The organism is Micromonospora sp. NPDC004336 (genome assembly GCF_053602615.1).
This window is the reverse complement of sequence record NZ_JBSGDY010000123.1, coordinates 1-19,313: the sequence shown is the minus strand read 5'-3', so window position 1 is coordinate 19,313 and position 19,313 is coordinate 1. Positions and strand designations below refer to the sequence as shown.

Here is a 19,313-nt window from a genome sequence, read left to right as displayed (position 1 = left end):
TACTCGCCGTAGTCGGCGACGCGGGTGAAGCCCAGCCGCTCGTAGAGCCGCACCGCCGGCCCGTTGTCCGCCTTCACGTTCAGCGTCACGTGCGTGACGCTCTCCAGCAGCCGCCCGCACAGCGCCGCCACCACCGCCGCGCCCAGGCCCCGCCCGCGCGCCCGGGGATGGGTCGTCACGTTGCCCAGCGCCGCCACCCGGTAGGCCGGGGAGAACACGTGCACGCCGGCGACGGCCACCACCTCGTCGCCCTCGCGGACGCCCACGTACTGGCCGGTGTCCAACATCCGCGGGTCGAACCAGTTGCCCGGGTACGCCTGCGCGTACAGCCGGCGCAGCGCCGGCAGGTCGGCCGCGCCCAACACCGCGCCCGCCGGCTCGGTCGCCGCCAGCCGGGCCGGTTGCGTCAGCGCCATCTTCAGGTGCGGGCCGGCCGGCCGCATCCGGAACGCCGAGGCCAGCGCCGGCTCGCACCCGGGGGACAGGTGCGCCCACAGCCGCGCCGGCAGCACCGGCGCCAGCTCACGCAGCAGCTCCGCCAGCTCCGTCACCCGCGGCGGCGCCGCGAACGCCAGCAGCGTCGGCGGGTCCGCGCCGTGGTACAGCAGCGCCACCTCCTGCCCGCGCCGGAACCAGGTGGTGTACGGCCAGAAGAAGTCGTCCAGATCGCCCAGCTGGTAGGCGTGCAGCACCGGGTCGCGCCCCAGCAGCCCGGCGAGGACGGCTCGGTCGTGTTCGGCGCGCACCGGCATCCGCCGATGATCACACACCGGCCGTCGCGGCGACGCCCGGGTGCACGTCGGCCCGGCCGGCGCCGCGACGCCGAAGCAGTCGGCCCGGCCGGCGCGGCGGTCAGGTCGACGCCACCCACTGGTCGTAGCCGAGCTTGCCGACCAGCGCCAACACCACCACCAACAGCACGATCCGCACGAAGCCGGAGCCGCGCCGCAGCGCCATCCGCGCCCCGAGCACGGCCCCGGCGATGTTGCACACCGCCATCGCCGCACCCAGCAGCCACCACACGTGCCCCGTCGCCGCGAACACCACCAGCGCCCCCAGGTTCGTGCCCGCGTTCACCATCTTCGCCATCGCCGAGCCGTGCACGAAGTCCGCACCCACCAGCGCGGTGAACGCCAGCACCAGGAACGTCCCCGTACCCGGCCCGATGAGCCCGTCGTACAGCGCGATGCCCACGCCGGCGACCGCGACCACCGCCGCCATCCGCCGCCGGGTCCGCCGCTGCGGCTGCGCCACCACCCCGAGCTGCGGGCGCAGCACCACGAACACCACCACCGACACCAGCACCGCCAGCACCACCGGCCGGTACGCCGACGCCGGCACCGACCCCGCCAGCGCCGCCCCCAGCCCGGCGCAGCACACCGCCAGCCCCGCCGACGGGCCCGCCACCGCCCAGTCGATCTTCGTACGTCGCGCGTACGTCACCGCCGCCGTCGTCGTGCCCGCGATGGCCGCCAGCTTGTTCGTGCCCAACGCCGACGCCACCGGCATCCCCGGCGCCGCCACCAGCAACGCCGGCAGCAGCAACAGGCCGCCACCTCCCACCACGGCATCGATCCACCCCGCCACGGCGGCAGCGGCGAGCAGGGTGGTCAGCGAAAGGGGGTCCACGGCCGGCAATTCTTCCCACCGCCGGCCGCCCCGCGAGACCACGTGTGGCCAGCCTCACCAGCGCCCCGCCCCACCGGCCCGGCCGCACGCGCCGCTCCCGGACCCACCCGACCGACCCGGCTCACCGGCCCCGCCGGCGACGCAGCCACACCCCCGCCGCGCCCACCGCCACGAAGAGCACCATCGAACACCACAACGCCTTCCACACCCGGCAACCCTCCCACGGCGACGTAGGGTGCAAAGCGTGCGCCTGGCCACCTTCAACCTGCTGCACGGCCGGTCCCTCACCGACGGCCTCGTCGACCCCGACCGGCTCACCGCCGCCGTCACCGCCCTCGACGCCGACGTCCTCGCCCTGCAGGAGGTCGACCGCGACCAGAGCCGCAGCGGCAGACTCGACCTGACCGCCATCGCCGCCCGCGCCCTCGGCGCCGGCGAACACCGCTTCGCCGCCGCCGTCGTCGGCACCCCCGGCGAACAGTTCCGCCCCCTGCGCCACGACGACGACGGGCACGGCGAACCCTGCTACGGCATCGGCCTCGTCACCCGCTACCGCGTCCGCACCTGGCAGGTCACCCGGCTGCGTCCCGCCCCCGTACGCTCACCCGTCTACGTCCCCGGGCCCGGCGGCGGCCTCACCCTCCTGCACGACGAACCCCGCGTCGTGCTCGCCGCCGTCCTCGACACCCCCCACGGGCAGCTCACCGTCGCCGCCACCCACCTCTCCTTCGTCCCCGGCTGGAACGCCCACCAACTCCGCCAGACCGTCCGCGCCCTGCGCGCCCTGCCCGCGCCCCGCGTCCTCCTCGGCGACCTGAACCTCCCCGCCGGCCCCGCCCGCCTCCTCACCGGCTGGCGCCCCCTCGGCCGCCGCCCCACCTACCCCGCCGGGCAGCCCCGCGTCCAGCTCGACCACGTCCTCGCCGACCGCCACGGCCTCGACCGCCTCCCGCCCGTCACCGCCGTACGCACACCCCTGTCCACCATCTCCGACCACCGGCCCCTCCTGGTCGACCTCGGCTGAGCGTCCTGTGGCAAGCTGAACCCGACGCGACTGGCGGCCAGGGGATGGCGACAACCATCGGGGAGCTCCACCAGCGCAGGTCGACCGCCTGGGCCTGCGCTGACGACAGGAGCACCATGCCCACCGCCCGACTCCTGCCCGGCGCCCCCGTGGCCGAACGCATCCTCACCGACGTCGCCGCCGGCGTCACCGCCCTGCGCGCCGCCGGGACCACCCCCAGCCTCGCCACCATCCTCGTCGGCGACGACGACGCCAGCGCCGGCTACATCCGCATCAAGCAGCGCCAGGCCGCCGAACTCGGCTTCGACTCACCCCACGTCCACCTGCCCGCCACCGCCACCCAGGCCGACCTGCACCGCGTCATCGCCGAGTTCAACACCGCACCCGACGTGCACGGCCTGCTCATCCAGCACCCCATCCCCGGCCACCTCGACTACGACCGGGCCCTGCAGACCATGGACCCCGACCTCGACGTCGACGGCATGCACCCGCTCAACATGGGCCGGCTCGCCCTCGGCCTGCCCGGGCCGCTGCCCTGCACCCCCGCCGGCATCGAAGCGCTCCTCGCCTTCCACGACGTCCCCGTCGCCGGCCGCGACGTCGTCATCCTCGGCCGCGGCGCCACCCTCGGCCGCCCCCTGGCCCTGCTGCTCACCCAGAAGCGCCCCACCGCCAACGCCGCCGTCACCGTCGTGCACACCGGCGTACCCGACTGGGCCACCCACACCCGCCGCGCCGACATCCTCATCGCCGCCGCCGGCGTACCCGGCATCATCCGGCCCGAACACGTCCGCCCCGGCGCGGTCGTCGTCGGCGGCGGCGTGCGCTACGAAGGCCGACGCCTGCTGCCCGACGTCGACGAGTCCTGCGCCGACGTCGCCGGCGCCATCACCCCGCGCGTCGGGGGAGTGGGCCCCACCACCGTCGCCATGCTCTTCCGCAACGCCCTCGACGCCGCCCGACGCGCCACCGGCCACGCCTGACCCCGCACCCCGACCACCCACACACCGCGCCCCGGTCGGCCTCGTCGGGCCCGACCGGGCCGGCCACGACAGGAGGCGGCGGCCCGCGTCGCGGACGTTGTCGGAGGCCCTCCCTACGATGCCCGCAATGAGCGCAACCGTGGTGGCGCGCGTCCGCCAGACCCTCGCCCGATTCGCCGCCGACGACGTCCCGCCCATGCCGCCCGCCGAGCGGGCGGCATGGGCGCACGCGCTGGCCGACGACACGGAACCGGCCGCCACCGACCAGCTGGTGGCCGCGTTGCGCGCCGGCGAGACCACACCGGACACGCTGCTGGCAGCGGCCCACCGGCTCACCGGCACGCCCGCGCGAGCCGTGGTGACCGCGGCCATCGACGCCGGCCGCGTCAACGCACGCTCCTACGACTCGTCCCAGACCCCGCCGGCCGCCGGCGAGTTCGCCCGCGTCGCGGCCGGCTGCGCCGAGGCCGAGGACGCGCTGCTGCGGGCGGTCCTCGTGACCCACCCGTACGAGGACCGGCCCGGCAGCGTCCCCCACCGCAACCGGACACGCCGCATCGCCGCAGTCCTCGCGGTGCTGTCCGACGCCCACCGCGACGACACGGACCGGTTGGTGCACTGGGCACGGATCCTCGGCGACGCCGACCGCCCCCGCCTCGCCGGCGCCGCCAGCCTGCTGGCACCCCTGGGGCTGGCCGAGATCGACCGGCGCTGCGGCCCGTTGGACGACGGCATGCCCGAGGCCGAGTCGGTGCCGCTGGTACGCGCCCTCGCGCAGGCCGGCCGCGCTGGAGAGGCCCTGGAACTCGCGGCACGACTACACCCGCACGACCGGCAGGAGGCGCTGGTCGCCGCGGCGCGGGCGGTGACCGGGGCGCGCGACGCACGGGCCGTGGTGGCCGCGTTCCGCGCCTGCCCGAAGGGCGGCCGCGACCGCGACCGGCAGGTGGCCTACCGGCACCGCTTCGCCCGGGTGCTGCTCGCCTGCGGCCGGGTCGACGACGCCCTGGCCGAGCTGTCCCGCATGCGCGACTGCCGCACGTCCGGGTTCGGGCCGGCTCCGCTCGCGTCCGAGCTCACGCGGTGGCTCGACCAGCGGCCGGACGAGGCCACCGGGCAGCGCCTGCGGGCCGTGCTCGACGTGCTGGAGAGCCCGCACGTCATCCCGCAGGAACTCGCCCCGTGCGTCGCACCGGTGCTCCACCGGGTGTTCGTGCTCGCCGACCCGGCGCTGCGCACGGAGATCATCGACGCCCGCGCGGCCGGGCTACGGGCGCGGCTACAGCCCGGGGACCGGGCGCTCGTCGACGCCGGGCTCGCGGCCGGGCTGGCCGCCGTCGGCCGCGTCGACGAGGCGACGTCGTTCCTGCGCGACGCGGTGCGCACGGCGCAGCACGGCCGGCGGCTGTTCTTCAGGGCGTGGCCACTGTTCGAGGCGGCCGCGGAGGCCGACCTGGCCGACCGGGACCCCGACCTGTTCGCGGAGGTCGTCGGCACGCTGGCGGCGCGGGCGTCGTACGGGCCCCCGGTGAGCACCGCCGTCGCCGTACGGCTCGGTCCGGCCGGCCGCGCCGCCACCGCGCGGCTGCTCGACCGGTTCCCCCCGGAACACGCCGGCGACTGGGCCGGCTGGCTCGCCGCCGCCGCGGCCGCCACCGGTGACCTCGGCGCGCTTCTCGCGCTGCTGGACGTCGCGGCCGACGCGGCATCCGCCCGGACGGCCGGCCGGGGGATCGCCACGGTCCTGGCCCGGCGGGGCGACCTGGCCGACGCCCGCGCCGTGGCCGACGCGTGCGGCCTGCGCAACGACCTACCGGCCGGCGCGGCGCCCCACGTGGGGTGAGGATCGTCCCGGTCCGCACCGCGACCACCGGTGGGCGCGGTGCGGCCGGACGCGGGCGGGGGAGGGTACCGGCCACGCGCGCCGCGCGACGGTAGGAGGCGACGGGCCGCCGGCAGGGCCCTCCTACCGCGACAGCCCGCGTTCGTCGACGCGCCGGGTCGCGCTGCCCCTGAAGAGCACGACATTCCGTTGGCTAAACCAACGATCGTGATAACGTTGGTCGCACCAACAATCCGGTGTCACGCAAACCCCGGGAGCCCTCACCATGATCAAGCCGTTCCGCATCGACATCCCCCAAGCCGACCTCGACGACCTCACCGACCGACTCTCCCGCACCCGCTGGCCCAACGAGGTCACCGACGCCGGCTGGGACTACGGCTTCCCACTCACCCGACTCAAGGAACTCGCCGAACACTGGCGCACCACCTACGACTGGCGCACACACGAAGCCACACTCAACGAACTCCCACACTTCACCACCGAGATCGACGGCCAGAACATCCACTTCGTCCACGTCCGATCCGCCAACCCGGAAGCACTCGCCCTCGTCCTCACCCACGGCTGGCCCGGCTCGTTCCTGGAGTTCCTCGACGTCATCGAACCCCTCTCACGCGACTTCCACCTCGTCATCCCCTCCATCCCCGGCTACGGCTTCTCCGGCCCCACCCACGAACGCGGCTGGGACACCGTCCGAATCGCACACGCCTGGGCCGAACTGATGCGCCGCCTCGGCTACGAGCACTACGGCGCACAGGGCGGCGACTTCGGCTCCGGCATCTCCCTCGCCCTCGGCGCGATCGCACCCCAAAACGTCGTCGGAGTACACGTCAACTACCTGCCCACCCGACCCGACCCGGACGCCGACATCCCACTGTCCCCAACAGACGAAGCCCGCCTCGACAAGATCCGCCACCTGATGGCGAACCGCCCGCCCTACCAGACCCTCCAGGCCACCACCCCACAGACCATCGGCTACGCGCTCACCGACTCACCGGTCGGCCAACTGGCCTGGATCGCCGAACGCTTCGCCCACTGGACCGACCCACGCTCCCAGATCAGCGACGACCGCATCCTCACCGACATCTCCCTGTACTGGCTCACCGCCACCGCCGCCTCCGCCGCCCGACTGCACCGCGAGGCCCCCCGCCGAACCCAACCCTGCACGACGCCCGTCGGCGTCGCGGTGTTCGCACACGACATCACCCAGCCGGTACGACCACTGGCCGAGCGGCTCTACGACATCAGACACTGGTCCGAATTCGCACACGGCGGCCACTTCGCCGCGATGGAGGTGCCCGACCTGCTCGCCGAGGACATCCGGACCTTCTTCCGCACCCACACCGAGCACCACCAGCCGACCACCACCCGCTAACAGACGACACGGGCCGCGAACGCCCGGCACCCCGAAGCGTTCGCGGCCCGCCAGCCACCCACCACCACGACAACCCACCCTCACCGCACCACCATCCGCTCCACCGCCGCACACCACCCCGGCAGAAACGCCAACACCTCGTCCGCCCGCCGCCGCCGCGCCGCCACCGACAACACCCCCAGATCCGCCACCGCCGCCTCGAACGACGGCGCCAACTCCACACCCCGCCCCGGCGCGTCCACCGTCAGCACCGCGTGACACCGCGCATACGTCGCCACGATCCAGAACATCGCCTCCCGATGCCACCCCGACGCCACCAACGCGGCACTACCGTCCACCACCACCGGCCGCGCCACCGCCGTGATGTCCGCACTGAAGGCGAACCGCGTCCGCGCCACCCCCGCCGCCACGTCGAACGTCCGCGCCAACCCCGCCAGATGCTCCGCCACCCGCCCCGCCGACACCCCACCGCCGTCCAACAACCCCAGCACCGCCCCATAACGGTCCGCCATCCCGTACGCCGCCAACACCTCCCGCGCCACCACGTACCGCCGCCGCACCGTCGGCTCCACCAGCCCCGCCACCAGCGGCAACACCGCCGTCAACGACGTCGGGAACAACCACGCCGTCACCTGATCGTGCAACGGACCCGACACCGGAAGCCCCCGCAACCCCGCCTCGATCCGCGCCCGCAACCCCGCCAACCGACGCCGCACCCACACCGGATCGGCGAACCCCGCCGACACCTCCGCCCCCAACCGCGCCAACCGGCCCGTCGGATCCGCCAACACCCCGTCACCCCGCAGGCACCCCGCCAACACCCACGACCCCAACACCTCCTCCGCCGAGCCCAACTCCTCCCACGTCACGAAGCTGACCTCCAGCAGCACCCCGCCCCACCGGAACTTGCCCAGCTTCTCCGCCGGCTCCGACCGCACCACCAGCACGTCCACGTCCGACCACGGCGGCAGCACCGCATCCGCCGCCATGCCCAGCACCGACCCGCTCAACAGCGCACCCTCCACCCCCGGCACGTCCGCCGCGTACTGCCGCACCCACGCCGCCGCCACCGCACGCGCCGCACCCGCCCTCACGACCGCACCCCCGAACCGGACACCGCCAACGCCGCCAACGCCCGATTGGTACGGTTGGACCGCACCGCCTCCCGCTGCTGCCCGGCCGTCACCTCGATGTACGTCTGCGACGACGCCAGCGACGCGTGCCCCAGCAACCGCATGATCTCCGCCGCGCTCGCCCCGTCCTCCGCCAACCGCGTCGCGAACGTGTGCCGCAACGCGTGCAGCCGCGCCCCCCGCGGCACCCGGTCGGTGATGCCGGCCCGCCGGTAACACGACTCCACCAGATACTGCAGCCCACCCCGACGCAGCGGCTCACCCCGCCGGTCCACCAGCAGCGGCGCGTCCGGCCGCACCGTCCGCGACCCGAACCGGCGCGCCCGACTGTCCAGGTAGGCCGTGAGCACCCCGTCCAGCTCCGGCTCGATCGGCACCACCCGGGGGCGCCCGCCCTTGCCGGCCACGTCGATCCGCCGCTCGCCCGGGCGACCCGCCACCGAGCCCACCCGCAACGCCAGCAGCTCCGACAGCCGCAGACCCGCGCACAGCGCCAACGCCAGCACCGCCAGGTCCCGCTCCGGCCACGGGTCGCGTTGCCGGCCCTCCTGGCGGGCCACCGAGGCGAGCAGCTGCTCCGGGGTGTCCGCCCCGCGCAGCGGCTTGGGCTGGGGGAGCGGCGCCCGGGGCCGCCCGACCGCCGGCATCGGGTTGCCGGCGACCGCCCCGTCGGCGACCAGGAAGGAGAAGAAAGTGTTCCAGGTGGACCAGGCCCGGTGCACGGAGGCGGCCGCGCGGGGAGCGGCGAACCGGGCGAACGCCGCCCGCATGACCCGGGGAGTGAGGGCGGCGACGGGCAGGCCGTCGAGGGGGAGGGGAGGGGTGACCTCCTGCGCCGCCAGCGTGGCCACCGTACGCAGATCCCGCCGGTAGGCCGCGAGGGTGTGCGGGGAGGGCTTGCGGGTGGCGCGGGCGGTCAGGAACTCCTCGATCAGCCGCATTACCGATTCGTCCTTTTTGTCATGCATAAGCACTATTATGCATGAATTTCGTGTTCGTTGGCAACGACGGGAGAGAGGGGAGAGCGTGCGACGCTACGTGCTGACCGGCGCGCCCGGAGCGGGAAAGACCACCCTGGCCGACGCGCTGCGCCGGCGCGGATGGAGCGTCGTCGCGGAGGCGGCCACCGACGTGATCGCGGCGGGGCAGACGCACGGCGACACCGAGCCTTGGCGAGGGCCGGACTTCGCCGACGCGGTGGCCCGCCTGCAGGGCGAACGCCAACGGGCGGCCGAGCCGCGCGACATGACCGGTTGCGACGCGCCCGTGCAGGTCCACGACCGGGGGCCACTGTGCACCCTGGCGCTCGCGCGCTTCCTGGGTCGTCCGGTGGGGCCGGTGCTCGCCGGCGAGGTCGCGCGGGCGCTCAGGGAGGGCGTCTACCAGCGCCCGGTGTTCCTCGTCGAGCCGCTGGGCTTCGTGACGCGCACCGCCGCCCGCCGGATCGGCTACGCCGAGTCGCTGGCGTTCGCGCGCGTTCACGAGGAGGTCTACCGGGCGCACGGCCACGAACTCGTCGTGGTGCCACCCGGCCCGGTGGCGGTGCGGGTGGCGCTGGTGGAGGCGCGCCTGCGCCGGTTCGCCAACCTTCCGCCCGACCGGTGCGAGGGAGGGGCGGATCCCGACTACTTGACATAATGTACATTATCGAACCTGGAGTTACCGCAGGTGGGAGACTCGCCAGGCGTACAGCAGTCGGTCGCTCTTGCTGGAGTTGCACGACCCGCAGGCCCACGCGAGGTTGCCGATGCTGTGACGTCCGCCCAGCTTGAGCGGCACGATGTGGTCGATGCTGGTCGGCGTGGCGAGGCGGCAGTACGCGCAGCGGCCGACCTGGCGCGCCAGGAGTCGCGCCAGGTCCCGCTCGGTGATGAGGTCGGCCTCCTCCCGGGCCAGCGCGCTGCGGCGGCGCGTGTTGTGCCTGATGCCGTTCGGCCCGGCGGTCCAGCTCGCATCGGCGCACCGGGAGCTACAGAAGACCTTGTGCTTGCCGGCCGATCGGTCGACCGGCCCGCCGCACCAGGGGCAAGCGGCTCCGCTCAGACGCGCCGTCCACGGGCGGTGCCTGAACCCCAGCGGGTCGCCGTACTTCCGCAGTCGCTGGTAGTGGGAACCGCAGTATCCGACCGCCAGGACAGGATCCGGGCACTCGTCGATGAGGCACGCCTCGGCCCGTGGTTGCGGGGTCGGCCGGGCCAGCTCCCGCCAGTTGTCGCCCCACTTCTTGGCGAGCTGGTAGTGCTTGTGGCAGAGCTGCCTGGCATAGTGCTCGCGCTCGCAGCCGCCCTCGCCGCACTTCCGCTTCGGCTTCCGCGCCGTGCCCAGTGGGTCTCCGGTGCGCTTCCACTGCATGTAGTGCTTCCGGCACCAGCCGCGAGCGACGAACTTGCCGTCGCAGCCTTCGATCTCGCAGAGCCTCACTCATGTCCTTCCGTGGAGGACATGATCGTGCCAGCGGGATCTGACAACCTCCATCGTCTTGCGGTCCGCGAGGGTCGGCGCAACGGATCGGCGTGGCGGCTTCGTGGCCGGCGGTGGGTGCAAGGGCACACCGCCGGCCACGGGCTGCTGTGCGCGTCAGTCCTCGACGGACGCCGTCGGACGAGCCTCGCGCCGACGCTGGCCCGCGACCGATGTCGGCCGCGGGTCTCCCCTCTCACCGGCCGCCAGCAGGATCACGCTGGCGAGCAGGACGGCCGTGCCGGCGACGACGCTCGCGTTGGGGCGCTCGCCGAAGGCCAGGACGCCGATGACCGCTGCGGTGAGCGGTTCGACCAGCGCGACCACGGAAGCCGTGGTCGCGCGTACTGCGGCGAGGCCGGCGAAGAACAGGGTGTACGCCAGCGCGGTCGGTACCGCGCCGAGGTAGAGGATCGCGCCCAGGGTCCAGGATGCCCGGTCGAGGTTCGGCAGCAGGCCCTCCAGCAGCGCCATCGGCAGGAGGCACACCGTGCCCACCGCGAAACCGGCGAGGGTGGACTCGTACGCGCCGTTGGCGTCGCCTCGGCCGGAGGACCTTCCCAACAGTGTCACGCCCGCGTAGCCGGCGGCGGAGAGCAGTGCGTACCCGATGCCGAGTGCGGGCGCCGGTCCGATGCCGGCGTCCGTTCCCGCCGAGAGCAGCACCAGGCCGACGACGCCGCCCGCCAGCGCGGTGGTCCCGGCGGGGCCGGTCCGCTCCCCCAGCGTGAGCCGGGCGCCGGCGGCGACCAGGACCGGGCCGGAGCCCAGGGTCACGACGGTGGCGACGGTGAGTCCCGCCTGTTGCACGGAGGCGAAGTAGGCCGTCTGGTACACGGCCAGGCCGATGCCGGTGACGAGTACCCGGTGCGGGTTCGCCGCGATGGTGGCGCGAAGCGGGGCGGCTGTCGTCGTGCGACGGTGCCGCCGGACCAGGTGGGCGGCCAGGAGCAGCCCGAGGCCGGTGAGGAACCGCCAGAAGGAGACGGAGACGGGGCCGATTTCGCCGACGTCGTAGAGTGCGGCGGCCACGGCGCCGCCGGTGCCCCACGCGGTGGCCGCGATCGCGACGTAGAGGACGCCCTGCCCGTCGGGCAGGGTGGAAGAGGACTGCAACTGGGATCTCCTCGAATGGTTGCCGACACGTTGTCTTCCGTGGGCAACCCGCGCAGCCATCCGGGCGGGGCCGGGATGGCTGCGTGTGATGCCCGCCTATTCGGCGGGCGGTGGAGGCGTCAGGAACAGTTGCACGGGCTCACGGTACTCGAGCGCAGCGCTGCCGTTGGCGGGTGGGCGGGCCGGCGGGTGTCGACCTCGTTCGGCAGGGGCGCGGAGGGTGGTGTGTCCGCCGGTGGCCGGGTGCGTGGGCTCGGGATGTCGGCTGGGTGCGGTTGCCCCCGGCGGGCCCTGAGGCTCGCCGGGGGCAGCCGTGCGGTGGTGCCGCTCCCCTGTGCGCGGTCAGGCGCCGACGTAGGTCGCGAGGTGCTCGCCGGTGAGGGTGGAGCGGGTGGCGACGAGGTCGGCGGGGGTGCCGGTGAAGACGATCCGGCCGCCGTCGTGGCCGGCTCCGGGGCCGAGGTCGATGATCCAGTCGGCGTGGGCCATGACGGCCTGGTGGTGTTCGATGACGATGACCGACTTGCCGGAGTCGACGAGGCGGTCGAGCAGGGCGAGCAGTTGTTCGACGTCGGCGAGGTGCAGGCCGGTGGTGGGCTCGTCGAGGACGTAGATGTCGCCCTTGTCCGCCATCTGGGCGGCGAGCTTGAGCCGTTGCCGTTCGCCGCCGGAGAGGGTGGTGAGTGGCTGGCCGAGGCTGAGGTAGCCGAGCCCGACGTCGGCGAGGCGGTCGAGGATCTTGTGGGCGGCCGGGGTGCGGGCGTCGCCGTCGGAGAAGAACTCCTCGGCCTCGGTGACCGACATGGCGAGGACCTCGGCGATGTTGCGGCCGCCGAGGGTGTATTCGAGCACCGCCGCCTGGAAGCGCTTGCCCTCGCAGTCCTCGCAGGTGGACTCGACGGTGGCCATGACGCCCAGGTCGGTGTAGATGACGCCGGCGCCGTTGCAGGTGGGGCAGGCGCCCTCGGAGTTGGAGCTGAACAGTGCCGGCTTCACGCCGTTGGCCTTGGCGAACGCCTTGCGGATGGGGTCGAGCAGGCCGGTGTAGGTGGCCGGGTTGCTGCGGCGGGAGCCGCGGATGGCGCTCTGGTCGATGACGACGACGCCGTCGCGGCCGGTGACGGAGCCGTGGATCAGTGAGCTCTTGCCGGAGCCGGCAACGCCGGTGAGCACGCAGAGCACTCCGAGGGGGATGTCGACGTCCACGTTCTGGAGGTTGTGTGTCGACGCGCCGCGGATCTGCAGGGCGGTGGAGGACGGACGTACGGACTTCTTGAGGGTGGCTCGGTCGTCCAGGTGGCGCCCGGTGAGCGTGTCGCTGGCCCGTAGCCCGTCGATGGTGCCTTCGAAGACGACCTCGCCGCCGGCGGTGCCGGCGCGGGGGCCGAGGTCGACGATGTGGTCGGCGATGGCGATGGTCTCGGGCTTGTGTTCCACGACGAGCACCGTGTTGCCCTTGTCGCGCAACTGCAGCAGCAGGTCGTTCATCCGCTGGATGTCGTGGGGGTGCAGGCCGATGGTGGGTTCGTCGAAGACGTAGGTGACGTCGGTCAGGGACGAGCCGAGGTGTCGGATCATCTTGGTGCGTTGGGCCTCTCCCCCGGACAGGGTGCCGGCGGGTCGGTCGAGGGAGAGGTATCCGAGCCCGATCTCGGTGAAGGAGTCGAGGAGGTGTTGCAGGCCCGTGAGCAGTGGGGCGACGGATGGTTCGTCGAGGTCGCGGATCCAGTCGGCCAGGTCGGTGATCTGCATCGCGCAGAGGTCGGCGATGTTCTTTCCGTTGATCTTGGAGGACTGGGCTTCCTTGCTGAGCCGGGTGCCGTGGCATTCGGGGCAGGTCGTGAACGTCACGGCCCGCTCGACGAAGGCGCGGATGTGCGGTTGGAGCGAGTCGACGTCCTTGGCCAGGTACGCCTTCTGGATCTGTGGGATCAGTCCGGCGTACGTGAGGTTGATGCCCTCGACCTTGATCTTGGTGGGCTCCTTGTGGAGCAGGTCGTGCATCTCCTTCTTGGTGTACTTGTGGATGGGCTTGTCGGGGTCGAACATGCCGCCCTCGCGGAAGATGCGGCCGTACCAGCCGTCCATGCTGTAGCCGGGGACGGTGATGGCGCCCTCGTTGAGGGACTTCTTCTCGTCGTACAGCTGGGTGACGTCGATGTCGTTGATCGAGCCCATGCCCTCGCAGCGCGGGCACATGCCGCCCAGGCGGGTGAAGGTCGCCTTCTCGGTCTTGGTCTTGCCGGCGCCGCGTTCGACGGTGATCGCGCCGCTGGCCTTGACCGAGGGGACGTTGAAGGAGTACGCGTTGGGCGGGCCGATCTGCGGCTGCGCGAGGCGGCTGAACAGGATGCGCAGCATGGCGTTGGCGTCGGTGGCGGTGCCGACGGTGGAGCGCGGGTTGGAGCCCATTCGTTCCTGGTCGACGATGATGGCGGTGGTCAGCCCCTCGAGCCGGTCGACCTCGGGCCGGGCCAGTGTCGGCATGAAGCCCTGCACGAAGGCGCTGTAGGTCTCGTTGATCAGCCGCTGTGACTCCGCCGCGATGGTGCCGAACACCAGCGAGCTCTTGCCCGAGCCGGAGACGCCGGTGAAGACGGTCAGCCGGCGCTTCGGGATCTCGATGCTGACGTCCTTGAGGTTGTTCTCGCGGGCGCCGTGCACGCGGATCAGGTCGTGGCTGTCGGCGATGCGTGGCGTGGGCGGCTGCGTGTCCGTTCTGGTGCCCGTGCTCATCGTGTCTCCATCTGTCTCGCGGGGCCGCCCGCGGCGGTCTTCGGCGGCGTCTCCGGCTCGATCTAACCAGTTGTCGGCGGTGGGTCAGGTCCTTCGTCGGCGCGGTCGCGGTGTTGTCTGTCCGCCGGGTGCGGGCGCGGTGGCGGGGTGTGTCAGAGGCCGCCGGCGACGCGTAGGACGGTGCCGGTGGTGTAGGTGGCGTCGGGGCCGAGCAGCCAGGCGATGGCCCCGGCGACCTCGTCGGGCTCGCCGGCGCGGCCGAGCGGGATGCGGGCGGCGGCGCGGTCGGCTCGGTCGGGTTGGCCGGAGAGGGTGTGGATGTCGGTGCGGATGATGCCGGGGGCGACGGCGTTGACGCGGATGCCGCGGGGGGCGAGTTCCTTGGCCAGGCCGGTGGTGAGGGTGTCGGTGGCGGCTTTGACGGCGGCGTAGTGGACGTATTCGCCGGGGCTGCCGAGGGTGGCGGCGGCGGAGGAGACGTTGACGATGGCGGCGCCGTCGCCCATCCGGCGGGCGGCCTGTTGGGCGCAGAGGACGTAGCCGATGAGGTTGACGTCGACGACGTCGCGCAGGTCGGTCGGGTCGAGGTCGACGAACGGGCCGATGGGGCTGGTGACGCCGGCGTTGTTGACCAGGCCGGTGAGGGGGCCGAGGTCGGCGGCGGCGTCGAAGAGGGCGGCCACCTGTGCGGGGTCGCGGGTGTCGGCGGGGACGGCGAGGCCGCGTACGCCGGCGGCTTCGATGTCGGCGAGCACGGCGGTGGCGGCGTTGCGGTCGCGGCGGTAGCTGAACGCGACGTGGTGGCCGGCGGCGGCGAGGCGGCGGGCGGTGGCGGCGCCGATGCCGCGGCTGCCGCCGGTGATGACGGTGACCTGCTTCAATGTTCTACTCCCCTGCCGTGGTTGCCGGGCCGACGCTACCGTGGCGGCGCGTCGGCGAGCGTGGAGACGGTGGTCACATGAGGGCTCGGGTGGTGGCGGGGCGCGTGGTCGCTCAGGTCACGTCGCGCCGCATCGGTACGAGGACGGCGACCGTGGAGGCGAGAAGCGTGTACGCCATGAGCAGCAGTGCCGCGGCGGCCGGCGGGAGGAGCCGGGCGGGTGCGGTGCCGAGTTCCTGTGCCATGGCGTCGGTCAGGTAGGTGAAGCCGGTCAGGGCCGCGGTCGCGCCGCCGGGCAGGACGGGATAGAGCTGGTTCACGCCGGGGATCATCATGAGCAGCGTCTCGCCGAGGTAGAGGTAGCCGACCACGACGCACAGGGCGACGACCTGGTTACGGATGAGCGCGCCCATGCCGACGCCGAGGAGCAGGTAGGCGGCCATGGCGACGCCGATGCGGGCCAGCAGCGCCAGCACGGTGCCGGCGGGCAGGCCGAGCGGCACACCCTGTGCGGCGGTGACGGCGAAGAGCGCGGCGGCGGACGTGCCGGCGAGCACCAGGCCGTAGGCCAGCGCGGCGGCGCCGTAGACGACGAGTTTGGCGGCGAGTACGCGCCCTCGGCGAGGTGCGGACAGGAAGGTGACGGCGGCGGTGTGGTGCCGGTATTCGGAGGTGACGGCGGCGGTGCCGATCGCGGCGGGAACGAAGGCGGTGATGCCGAGGATGCCCAGCAGTCCGCGGACGCCGGTGTCGGTGTGCAGGCCGGGCATGGGTGGGGTGAAGTTCTGCGGGCCGACGAGTGCCGTGGCGGCGGTCAGGCCGCCGCCGAGCAGCACGGCGGTGATCAGGAGCGCGGCCGGTGTGCGGGTCGCCAGCAGTCTTCGGGACTCGGCGGTGATCAGGGGGGTCACGGGGTGTGCGCCTGTTCTGTGGTGGTCGCCTGGTCGGTGGTGAGGCGGAGGAAGAGTTGTTCGAGGCCGGCGTGTCCGGTGGTGAGTTCGTGCACCCGCAGTCGATGCCGTGCGGCGATGTCGGCGACGGTGGGGGTGTCGAGTCCGTGTACGCGCAGGCGGTCGGGGCCGTCGCGTTCGACGTGTGCGCCGGTGAGGGCGGTGAGTAGCGCGTCGGCGTCGGGGGTGCGTACCACGACGGTGGGGGGCCCGGTGAGTTGTGCCCAGGGCCCGGCGGCGACGAGTTCACCGTGGCGGATGACGACGACGTTCTCGGCGAGGGTCTCCAGTTCGCTGAGTGCGTGGCTGGAGACGAGGACCGTGCGTCCGTCTGCGGCGAGATCGCGCAGGAGTTGCCGCAGCCAGGACATGCCTGCCGGGTCGAGACCGTTGCTGGGTTCGTCGAGCAGCAGCACCCGGGGGTCGCCGAGCAGGGCGGTGGCGAGGTTGAGTCGCTGTCGCATGCCGGTGGAGAAGGTGCGGGTGCGCAGGTCGGCGGCCGGGGCGAGGCCGAGCCGGTCGAGCAGTTCGTCGACACGGTGGTCCGGGTGGTCACCCATCGCGGCGTAGACGCGCAGGTGGTCGCGGGCGGTGTGACCGGGGTGGAAGGCGACGGTGTCGAGGACGGCGCCGACGGTTCGGGATGGTTGGGGCAGGTCGCGGTAGGCCAGGCCGCCGATGGTCGCGGTGCCGGCGGTGGGTTTCACCAGGCCGGTGAGCGCGCGCAGGGTGGTGGTCTTGCCGGCGCCGTTGGGGCCGAGGAAGCCGGTGACGACGCCGGGTTCGACGGTGAAGCTGAGGTCGCGTACGGCGGTGACGGTGCCGAAGCGTTTGGTCAGGTGGGACACCTCGACGGGAAGGTGTTCGCGGGTCACCGTCGGCTCCGGGTGGCGTGGTGGATCGCGTCGGCGACCGTGGTGGCGGCGGGGTCGGAGAGCAGGATCTCGTCGTAGCCGGTGGCGGTGCGGTCGACGGTGAGGTGCAGGCCGGGTTGGCCGGCGCGGGCGGACACGAGTTGTCGTGGCCCGCCGAAGACGCCCCAGGTGCCGATCTTGACGAAGCCGGAGACGGCGAGGCCGCTGCGGGCGCCGCGGGCCAGGCGTAGTGGCTCGGCGACGACGGTGACGCCGCGTACCGCGGTCAGGGGCACGGTGAGGTGCTGTCGCCGGATCCACATGCGTTCGCCGGCGGTGAAGGCGATGTGGAGGTGGCCGGAGTCGAGGGTGGTGGAGGCCATCAGGTGGGTCCTTCCGTGTCGGTGTGGGGTGGGTCGGTCGGCAGCAGGATGGTGGCGAGCAGCCGGGGGGTCCGGTCGGCGGTGGGTTCGTGCCGGACGAGCGGGAGCAGGAGCGCGTTGAGGTCCTGGGCGAGTCGGGCCAGTTCGGCGTCGCTGAGGTGCAGGACGAGTTGCTGGTAGCCGACGCCGTCGGCGGCGTAGTCGATGTGGTCGCGGTCGAGGTAGCGGGTGAATTCGGACAGCAGGCTCGACACGAAGGCGGTGAACCAGCGGGCGTGGTCGTCGCGGGTGGCGGCGGCGAGGGTGGCGGGGTCGGGTGAGGACCCCCCGCCGGGCAGGGCGTAGATCCGTTCGGTGGCGCCGCCGGCGGGGCGTTCCTCGGCGATCTCGACCAGGCCGGCCCGGACGAGGGTGCTCAGGTGTCGGTAGAGGGTGGCCTGGGGGACGTCGGGCAGTGCGGCGGCGAGGTCGCGGGTGGTGCGGTGGGCGCCGGCGATGGCGCGCAGGATCCGGATGCGTACCGGGTGCAGGGCCAGGTCGGACCAGCGGTGAGGCGGGGTGTCCACGACCCAGACGTTATCATTCTCGATAACGATAACGCAGTCAGGGCGCGGGATCGCCTACGCTTCGGCGCAACTGGCGACGACGGCGGAGGTGCGCGGTGGCGGGTGTGGGTGTCGGGGACGTGGTGGAGGACTTCGAACTGCCCGACGAGACGGGCACGCCGCGGCGGCTGTCGGAGTTCCTGGCCGCCGGTCCGGTGGTGCTGTTCTTCTATCCGGCGGCGATGACGAGGGGGTGCACCGCGCAGAGCTGCCATTTCCGGGATCTGGCGGCGGAGTTCGCGGCGGTGGGCGCGACCCGGGTGGGGATCAGCCGGGATCCGGTGGCCAGGCAGGCGGAGTTCTCGCGGCTGCACGGGTTCGACTATCCGTTGCTGTCGGACCCGGACGGGGTGGTGGCGGGCCGCTTCGGGGTGCGGCGGCGGCTGCCGCTGGGCGCGTTGAGCACGCGGCGGATGACGTTCGTGATCGGTACGGACCGGCGGGTGGTCGAGGTGGTCCACAGTGAGCTGGACATGAACGCCCACGCCGACGCGGCGCTGCGGGCGCTGGGGGGTTGACCGTCCGCCTGTCGGGGTCGGCTGGTATCAAGGCAGGCGTCTGAACAGGTGTACGAGGGAAGAGGTTGCTGATGGGTGCCGCTGGCCAGGGATTGTCCGACGAGGACGTGCGCAGCTTCCGGGAGGCGTTGGCGGCGGGGCGCAAGCCGAAGGTGGTGTTCACCGCGTCGGCGGGTCAGATCGCCGGGCAGGTGGGGCAGGTGGTGGAGCTGACGGACCCGGCGGTCTCGGACGAGTTCGTGGTGGTCCGGTTCGGCCGCGACGAGCTGCCCTTCTCCCCCGCCGACGTGGCGGTGGCGCCGCGCGGCGCGGGCCGCAAGGCGCCGGAGCCGCAGCCGGAGCCCGAGCCGGCCGCGCCGGCGCCGGCGGAGCCGGAGTTCGTGTTGGACCGGGAGCGGGTGCCGGCGCCACGGCAGCCACGGGAGGAGTCGAAGGTGGAGACGGTGGAGGCGAAGCCGGCCCGGCGTCCGGTCAAGGCCGCCAAGCCGAAGGGCCCGGCGGGGTTGACCGTCACGCTGGCGTACGCCGACGGCGAGTGGACGGTCGCGGCGCAGCAGGGCAGCAAGGCCCTGGCGAAGCCGTACGTGGTCAAGCCGGCGGAGGCGCTGCGGATGGTGGCGCTGGTCGACGTGCCGGGGGTGCACGAGGCGGTGGAGCAGATCATGGCCGCGGAGCGCGCCGAGGCCGAGCAGCAGGCGGAGAAGCTGCGCGCGGAGCTGGCGGAGATCGAGGCGCGCCTGGCGGAGTTGCGCGAGGCGCACTGACGCGGGCACGGCCGGGGGGGGGGGGGGGGGGGGCCCCCCCCCCCCCCCCCCCCCCCCCCCCGC

19 protein-coding genes and 1 riboswitch are annotated in these 19,313 nt (G+C 73.3%); of the genes, 7 read left to right on the top strand and 12 right to left on the bottom strand.

All coding sequences use genetic code 11. From position 1 onward, the window contains the following. Both ACWENR_RS22185 and ACWENR_RS22180 read right to left on the bottom strand, forming a co-directional pair. Positions 1 to 752, bottom strand: a 752-nt coding sequence (locus ACWENR_RS22185) for a GNAT family N-acetyltransferase (protein ID WP_452278892.1), incomplete at its 3' end; no start/stop codon positions are given. A gap of 100 nt (positions 753 to 852) precedes the next feature. Further along, the gene (locus ACWENR_RS22180; RefSeq protein WP_452278891.1) at positions 853 to 1,629 is read right to left on the bottom strand and encodes a sulfite exporter TauE/SafE family protein; all 777 of its coding nucleotides are present in this window, start codon (positions 1,627 to 1,629) and stop codon (positions 853 to 855) included. A 244-nt stretch (positions 1,630 to 1,873) separates the two neighbouring features. Here ACWENR_RS22180 and ACWENR_RS22175 point away from each other — a divergent pair, with 244 nt between their 5' ends. The 4 genes from ACWENR_RS22175 (at position 1,874) to ACWENR_RS22160 (ending at position 6,851) form a co-directional block, all read left to right on the top strand. Beyond that, the gene (locus ACWENR_RS22175; protein WP_452278890.1) at positions 1,874 to 2,653 is read left to right on the top strand and encodes an endonuclease/exonuclease/phosphatase family protein; all 780 of its coding nucleotides are present in this window, start codon (positions 1,874 to 1,876) and stop codon (positions 2,651 to 2,653) included. 16 nt (positions 2,654 to 2,669) lie between these two features. Beyond that, positions 2,670 to 2,754: riboswitch (ZMP/ZTP riboswitch) on the top strand. 15 nt (positions 2,755 to 2,769) lie between these two features. Continuing rightward, positions 2,770 to 3,636, top strand: coding sequence for a bifunctional 5,10-methylenetetrahydrofolate dehydrogenase/5,10-methenyltetrahydrofolate cyclohydrolase (locus ACWENR_RS22170; protein WP_452278889.1), 867 nt, complete (start codon positions 2,770 to 2,772; stop codon positions 3,634 to 3,636). A 127-nt stretch (positions 3,637 to 3,763) separates the two neighbouring features. Then, positions 3,764 to 5,479 (top strand): hypothetical protein, encoded by a 1,716-nt coding sequence (locus ACWENR_RS22165; RefSeq protein WP_452278888.1) that lies wholly within the window; start codon positions 3,764 to 3,766, stop codon positions 5,477 to 5,479. Between the two features lie 265 nt (positions 5,480 to 5,744). Further along, positions 5,745 to 6,851: an epoxide hydrolase family protein gene (locus ACWENR_RS22160; RefSeq protein WP_452278887.1), complete on the top strand. Its 1,107-nt coding sequence runs from the start codon at positions 5,745 to 5,747 to the stop codon at positions 6,849 to 6,851. A gap of 80 nt (positions 6,852 to 6,931) precedes the next feature. Here ACWENR_RS22160 and ACWENR_RS22155 read toward each other — a convergent pair whose 3' ends face one another. Further along, positions 6,932 to 7,945 carry a hypothetical protein gene (locus tag ACWENR_RS22155; RefSeq protein ID WP_452278886.1) on the bottom strand — a complete coding sequence of 338 codons (1,014 nt, stop codon included), beginning with the start codon at positions 7,943 to 7,945 and terminating at the stop codon, positions 6,932 to 6,934. Further along, the gene (locus tag ACWENR_RS22150) at positions 7,942 to 8,952 is read right to left on the bottom strand and encodes a tyrosine-type recombinase/integrase (protein WP_452278885.1); all 1,011 of its coding nucleotides are present in this window, start codon (positions 8,950 to 8,952) and stop codon (positions 7,942 to 7,944) included. Before ACWENR_RS22150 ends, ACWENR_RS22155 begins: the two co-directional genes overlap by 4 nt. A 58-nt stretch (positions 8,953 to 9,010) precedes the next feature. On the opposite strand from ACWENR_RS22150, the gene ACWENR_RS22145 reads away from it, so the two are divergent. Further along, positions 9,011 to 9,622: an AAA family ATPase gene (locus ACWENR_RS22145; protein ID WP_452278884.1), complete on the top strand. Its 612-nt coding sequence runs from the start codon at positions 9,011 to 9,013 to the stop codon at positions 9,620 to 9,622. Between the two features lie 21 nt (positions 9,623 to 9,643). Here ACWENR_RS22145 and ACWENR_RS22140 read toward each other — a convergent pair whose 3' ends face one another. The 8 genes from ACWENR_RS22140 to ACWENR_RS22105 all read right to left on the bottom strand — a co-directional run bounded on the left by ACWENR_RS22140 (position 9,644) and on the right by ACWENR_RS22105 (position 17,929). Next, on the bottom strand, positions 9,644 to 10,405 hold the full coding sequence (locus ACWENR_RS22140; RefSeq protein WP_452278883.1) for an HNH endonuclease: 762 nt from the start codon (positions 10,403 to 10,405) through the stop codon (positions 9,644 to 9,646). 156 nt (positions 10,406 to 10,561) lie between these two features. Further along, positions 10,562 to 11,560 (bottom strand): DMT family transporter, encoded by a 999-nt coding sequence (locus ACWENR_RS22135; protein ID WP_452278882.1) that lies wholly within the window; start codon positions 11,558 to 11,560, stop codon positions 10,562 to 10,564. 342 nt (positions 11,561 to 11,902) lie between these two features. Continuing rightward, complete coding sequence (locus ACWENR_RS22130; protein WP_452278881.1) at positions 11,903 to 14,296, bottom strand: ATP-binding cassette domain-containing protein; 2,394 nt, start codon at positions 14,294 to 14,296, stop codon at positions 11,903 to 11,905. Between the two features lie 152 nt (positions 14,297 to 14,448). After that, positions 14,449 to 15,177 (bottom strand): SDR family oxidoreductase, encoded by a 729-nt coding sequence (locus tag ACWENR_RS22125; RefSeq protein WP_452278880.1) that lies wholly within the window; start codon positions 15,175 to 15,177, stop codon positions 14,449 to 14,451. A gap of 112 nt (positions 15,178 to 15,289) precedes the next feature. After that, on the bottom strand, positions 15,290 to 16,087 hold the full coding sequence (locus ACWENR_RS22120) for an ABC transporter permease (RefSeq protein ID WP_452278879.1): 798 nt from the start codon (positions 16,085 to 16,087) through the stop codon (positions 15,290 to 15,292). Next, positions 16,084 to 17,001, bottom strand: coding sequence for an ABC transporter ATP-binding protein (locus ACWENR_RS22115; protein WP_452278878.1), 918 nt, complete (start codon positions 16,999 to 17,001; stop codon positions 16,084 to 16,086). The genes ACWENR_RS22120 and ACWENR_RS22115 overlap by 4 nt, the downstream gene beginning before the upstream one ends. Then, complete coding sequence (locus tag ACWENR_RS22110) at positions 16,998 to 17,363, bottom strand: hypothetical protein (RefSeq protein WP_452278877.1); 366 nt, start codon at positions 17,361 to 17,363, stop codon at positions 16,998 to 17,000. The genes ACWENR_RS22115 and ACWENR_RS22110 overlap by 4 nt, the downstream gene beginning before the upstream one ends. Further along, the gene (locus tag ACWENR_RS22105) at positions 17,363 to 17,929 is read right to left on the bottom strand and encodes a helix-turn-helix domain-containing protein (RefSeq protein ID WP_452278876.1); all 567 of its coding nucleotides are present in this window, start codon (positions 17,927 to 17,929) and stop codon (positions 17,363 to 17,365) included. The genes ACWENR_RS22110 and ACWENR_RS22105 overlap by 1 nt, the downstream gene beginning before the upstream one ends. A 95-nt stretch (positions 17,930 to 18,024) precedes the next feature. Here ACWENR_RS22105 and ACWENR_RS22100 point away from each other — a divergent pair, with 95 nt between their 5' ends. Next, positions 18,025 to 18,486, top strand: a complete 462-nt coding sequence (locus tag ACWENR_RS22100) for a peroxiredoxin (RefSeq protein ID WP_452278875.1) — start codon at positions 18,025 to 18,027, stop codon at positions 18,484 to 18,486. Positions 18,487 to 18,557: 71 nt separating this feature from the next. Beyond that, positions 18,558 to 19,250, top strand: a complete 693-nt coding sequence (locus ACWENR_RS22095; protein ID WP_452278874.1) for a hypothetical protein — start codon at positions 18,558 to 18,560, stop codon at positions 19,248 to 19,250. Positions 19,251 to 19,313 lie beyond the last annotated feature (63 nt).

Excerpts from the sequence above, each read along its gene's own strand:
- ACWENR_RS22170 (WP_452278889.1), top strand. The coding sequence starts at position 2,770 with ATGCCCACCGCCCGACTCCTGCCCGGCGCCCCCGTGGCCGAACGCATC.
- ACWENR_RS22165 (WP_452278888.1), top strand. The coding sequence starts at position 3,764 with ATGAGCGCAACCGTGGTGGCGCGCGTCCGCCAGACCCTCGCCCGATTC.
- ACWENR_RS22160 (WP_452278887.1), top strand. The coding sequence starts at position 5,745 with ATGATCAAGCCGTTCCGCATCGACATCCCCCAAGCCGACCTCGACGAC.
- ACWENR_RS22150 (WP_452278885.1), bottom strand. The coding sequence starts at position 8,952 with ATGCATGACAAAAAGGACGAATCGGTAATGCGGCTGATCGAGGAGTTC.
- ACWENR_RS22130 (WP_452278881.1), bottom strand. The coding sequence starts at position 14,296 with ATGAGCACGGGCACCAGAACGGACACGCAGCCGCCCACGCCACGCATC.
- ACWENR_RS22110 (WP_452278877.1), bottom strand. The coding sequence starts at position 17,363 with ATGGCCTCCACCACCCTCGACTCCGGCCACCTCCACATCGCCTTCACC.
- ACWENR_RS22095 (WP_452278874.1), top strand. The coding sequence starts at position 18,558 with ATGGGTGCCGCTGGCCAGGGATTGTCCGACGAGGACGTGCGCAGCTTC.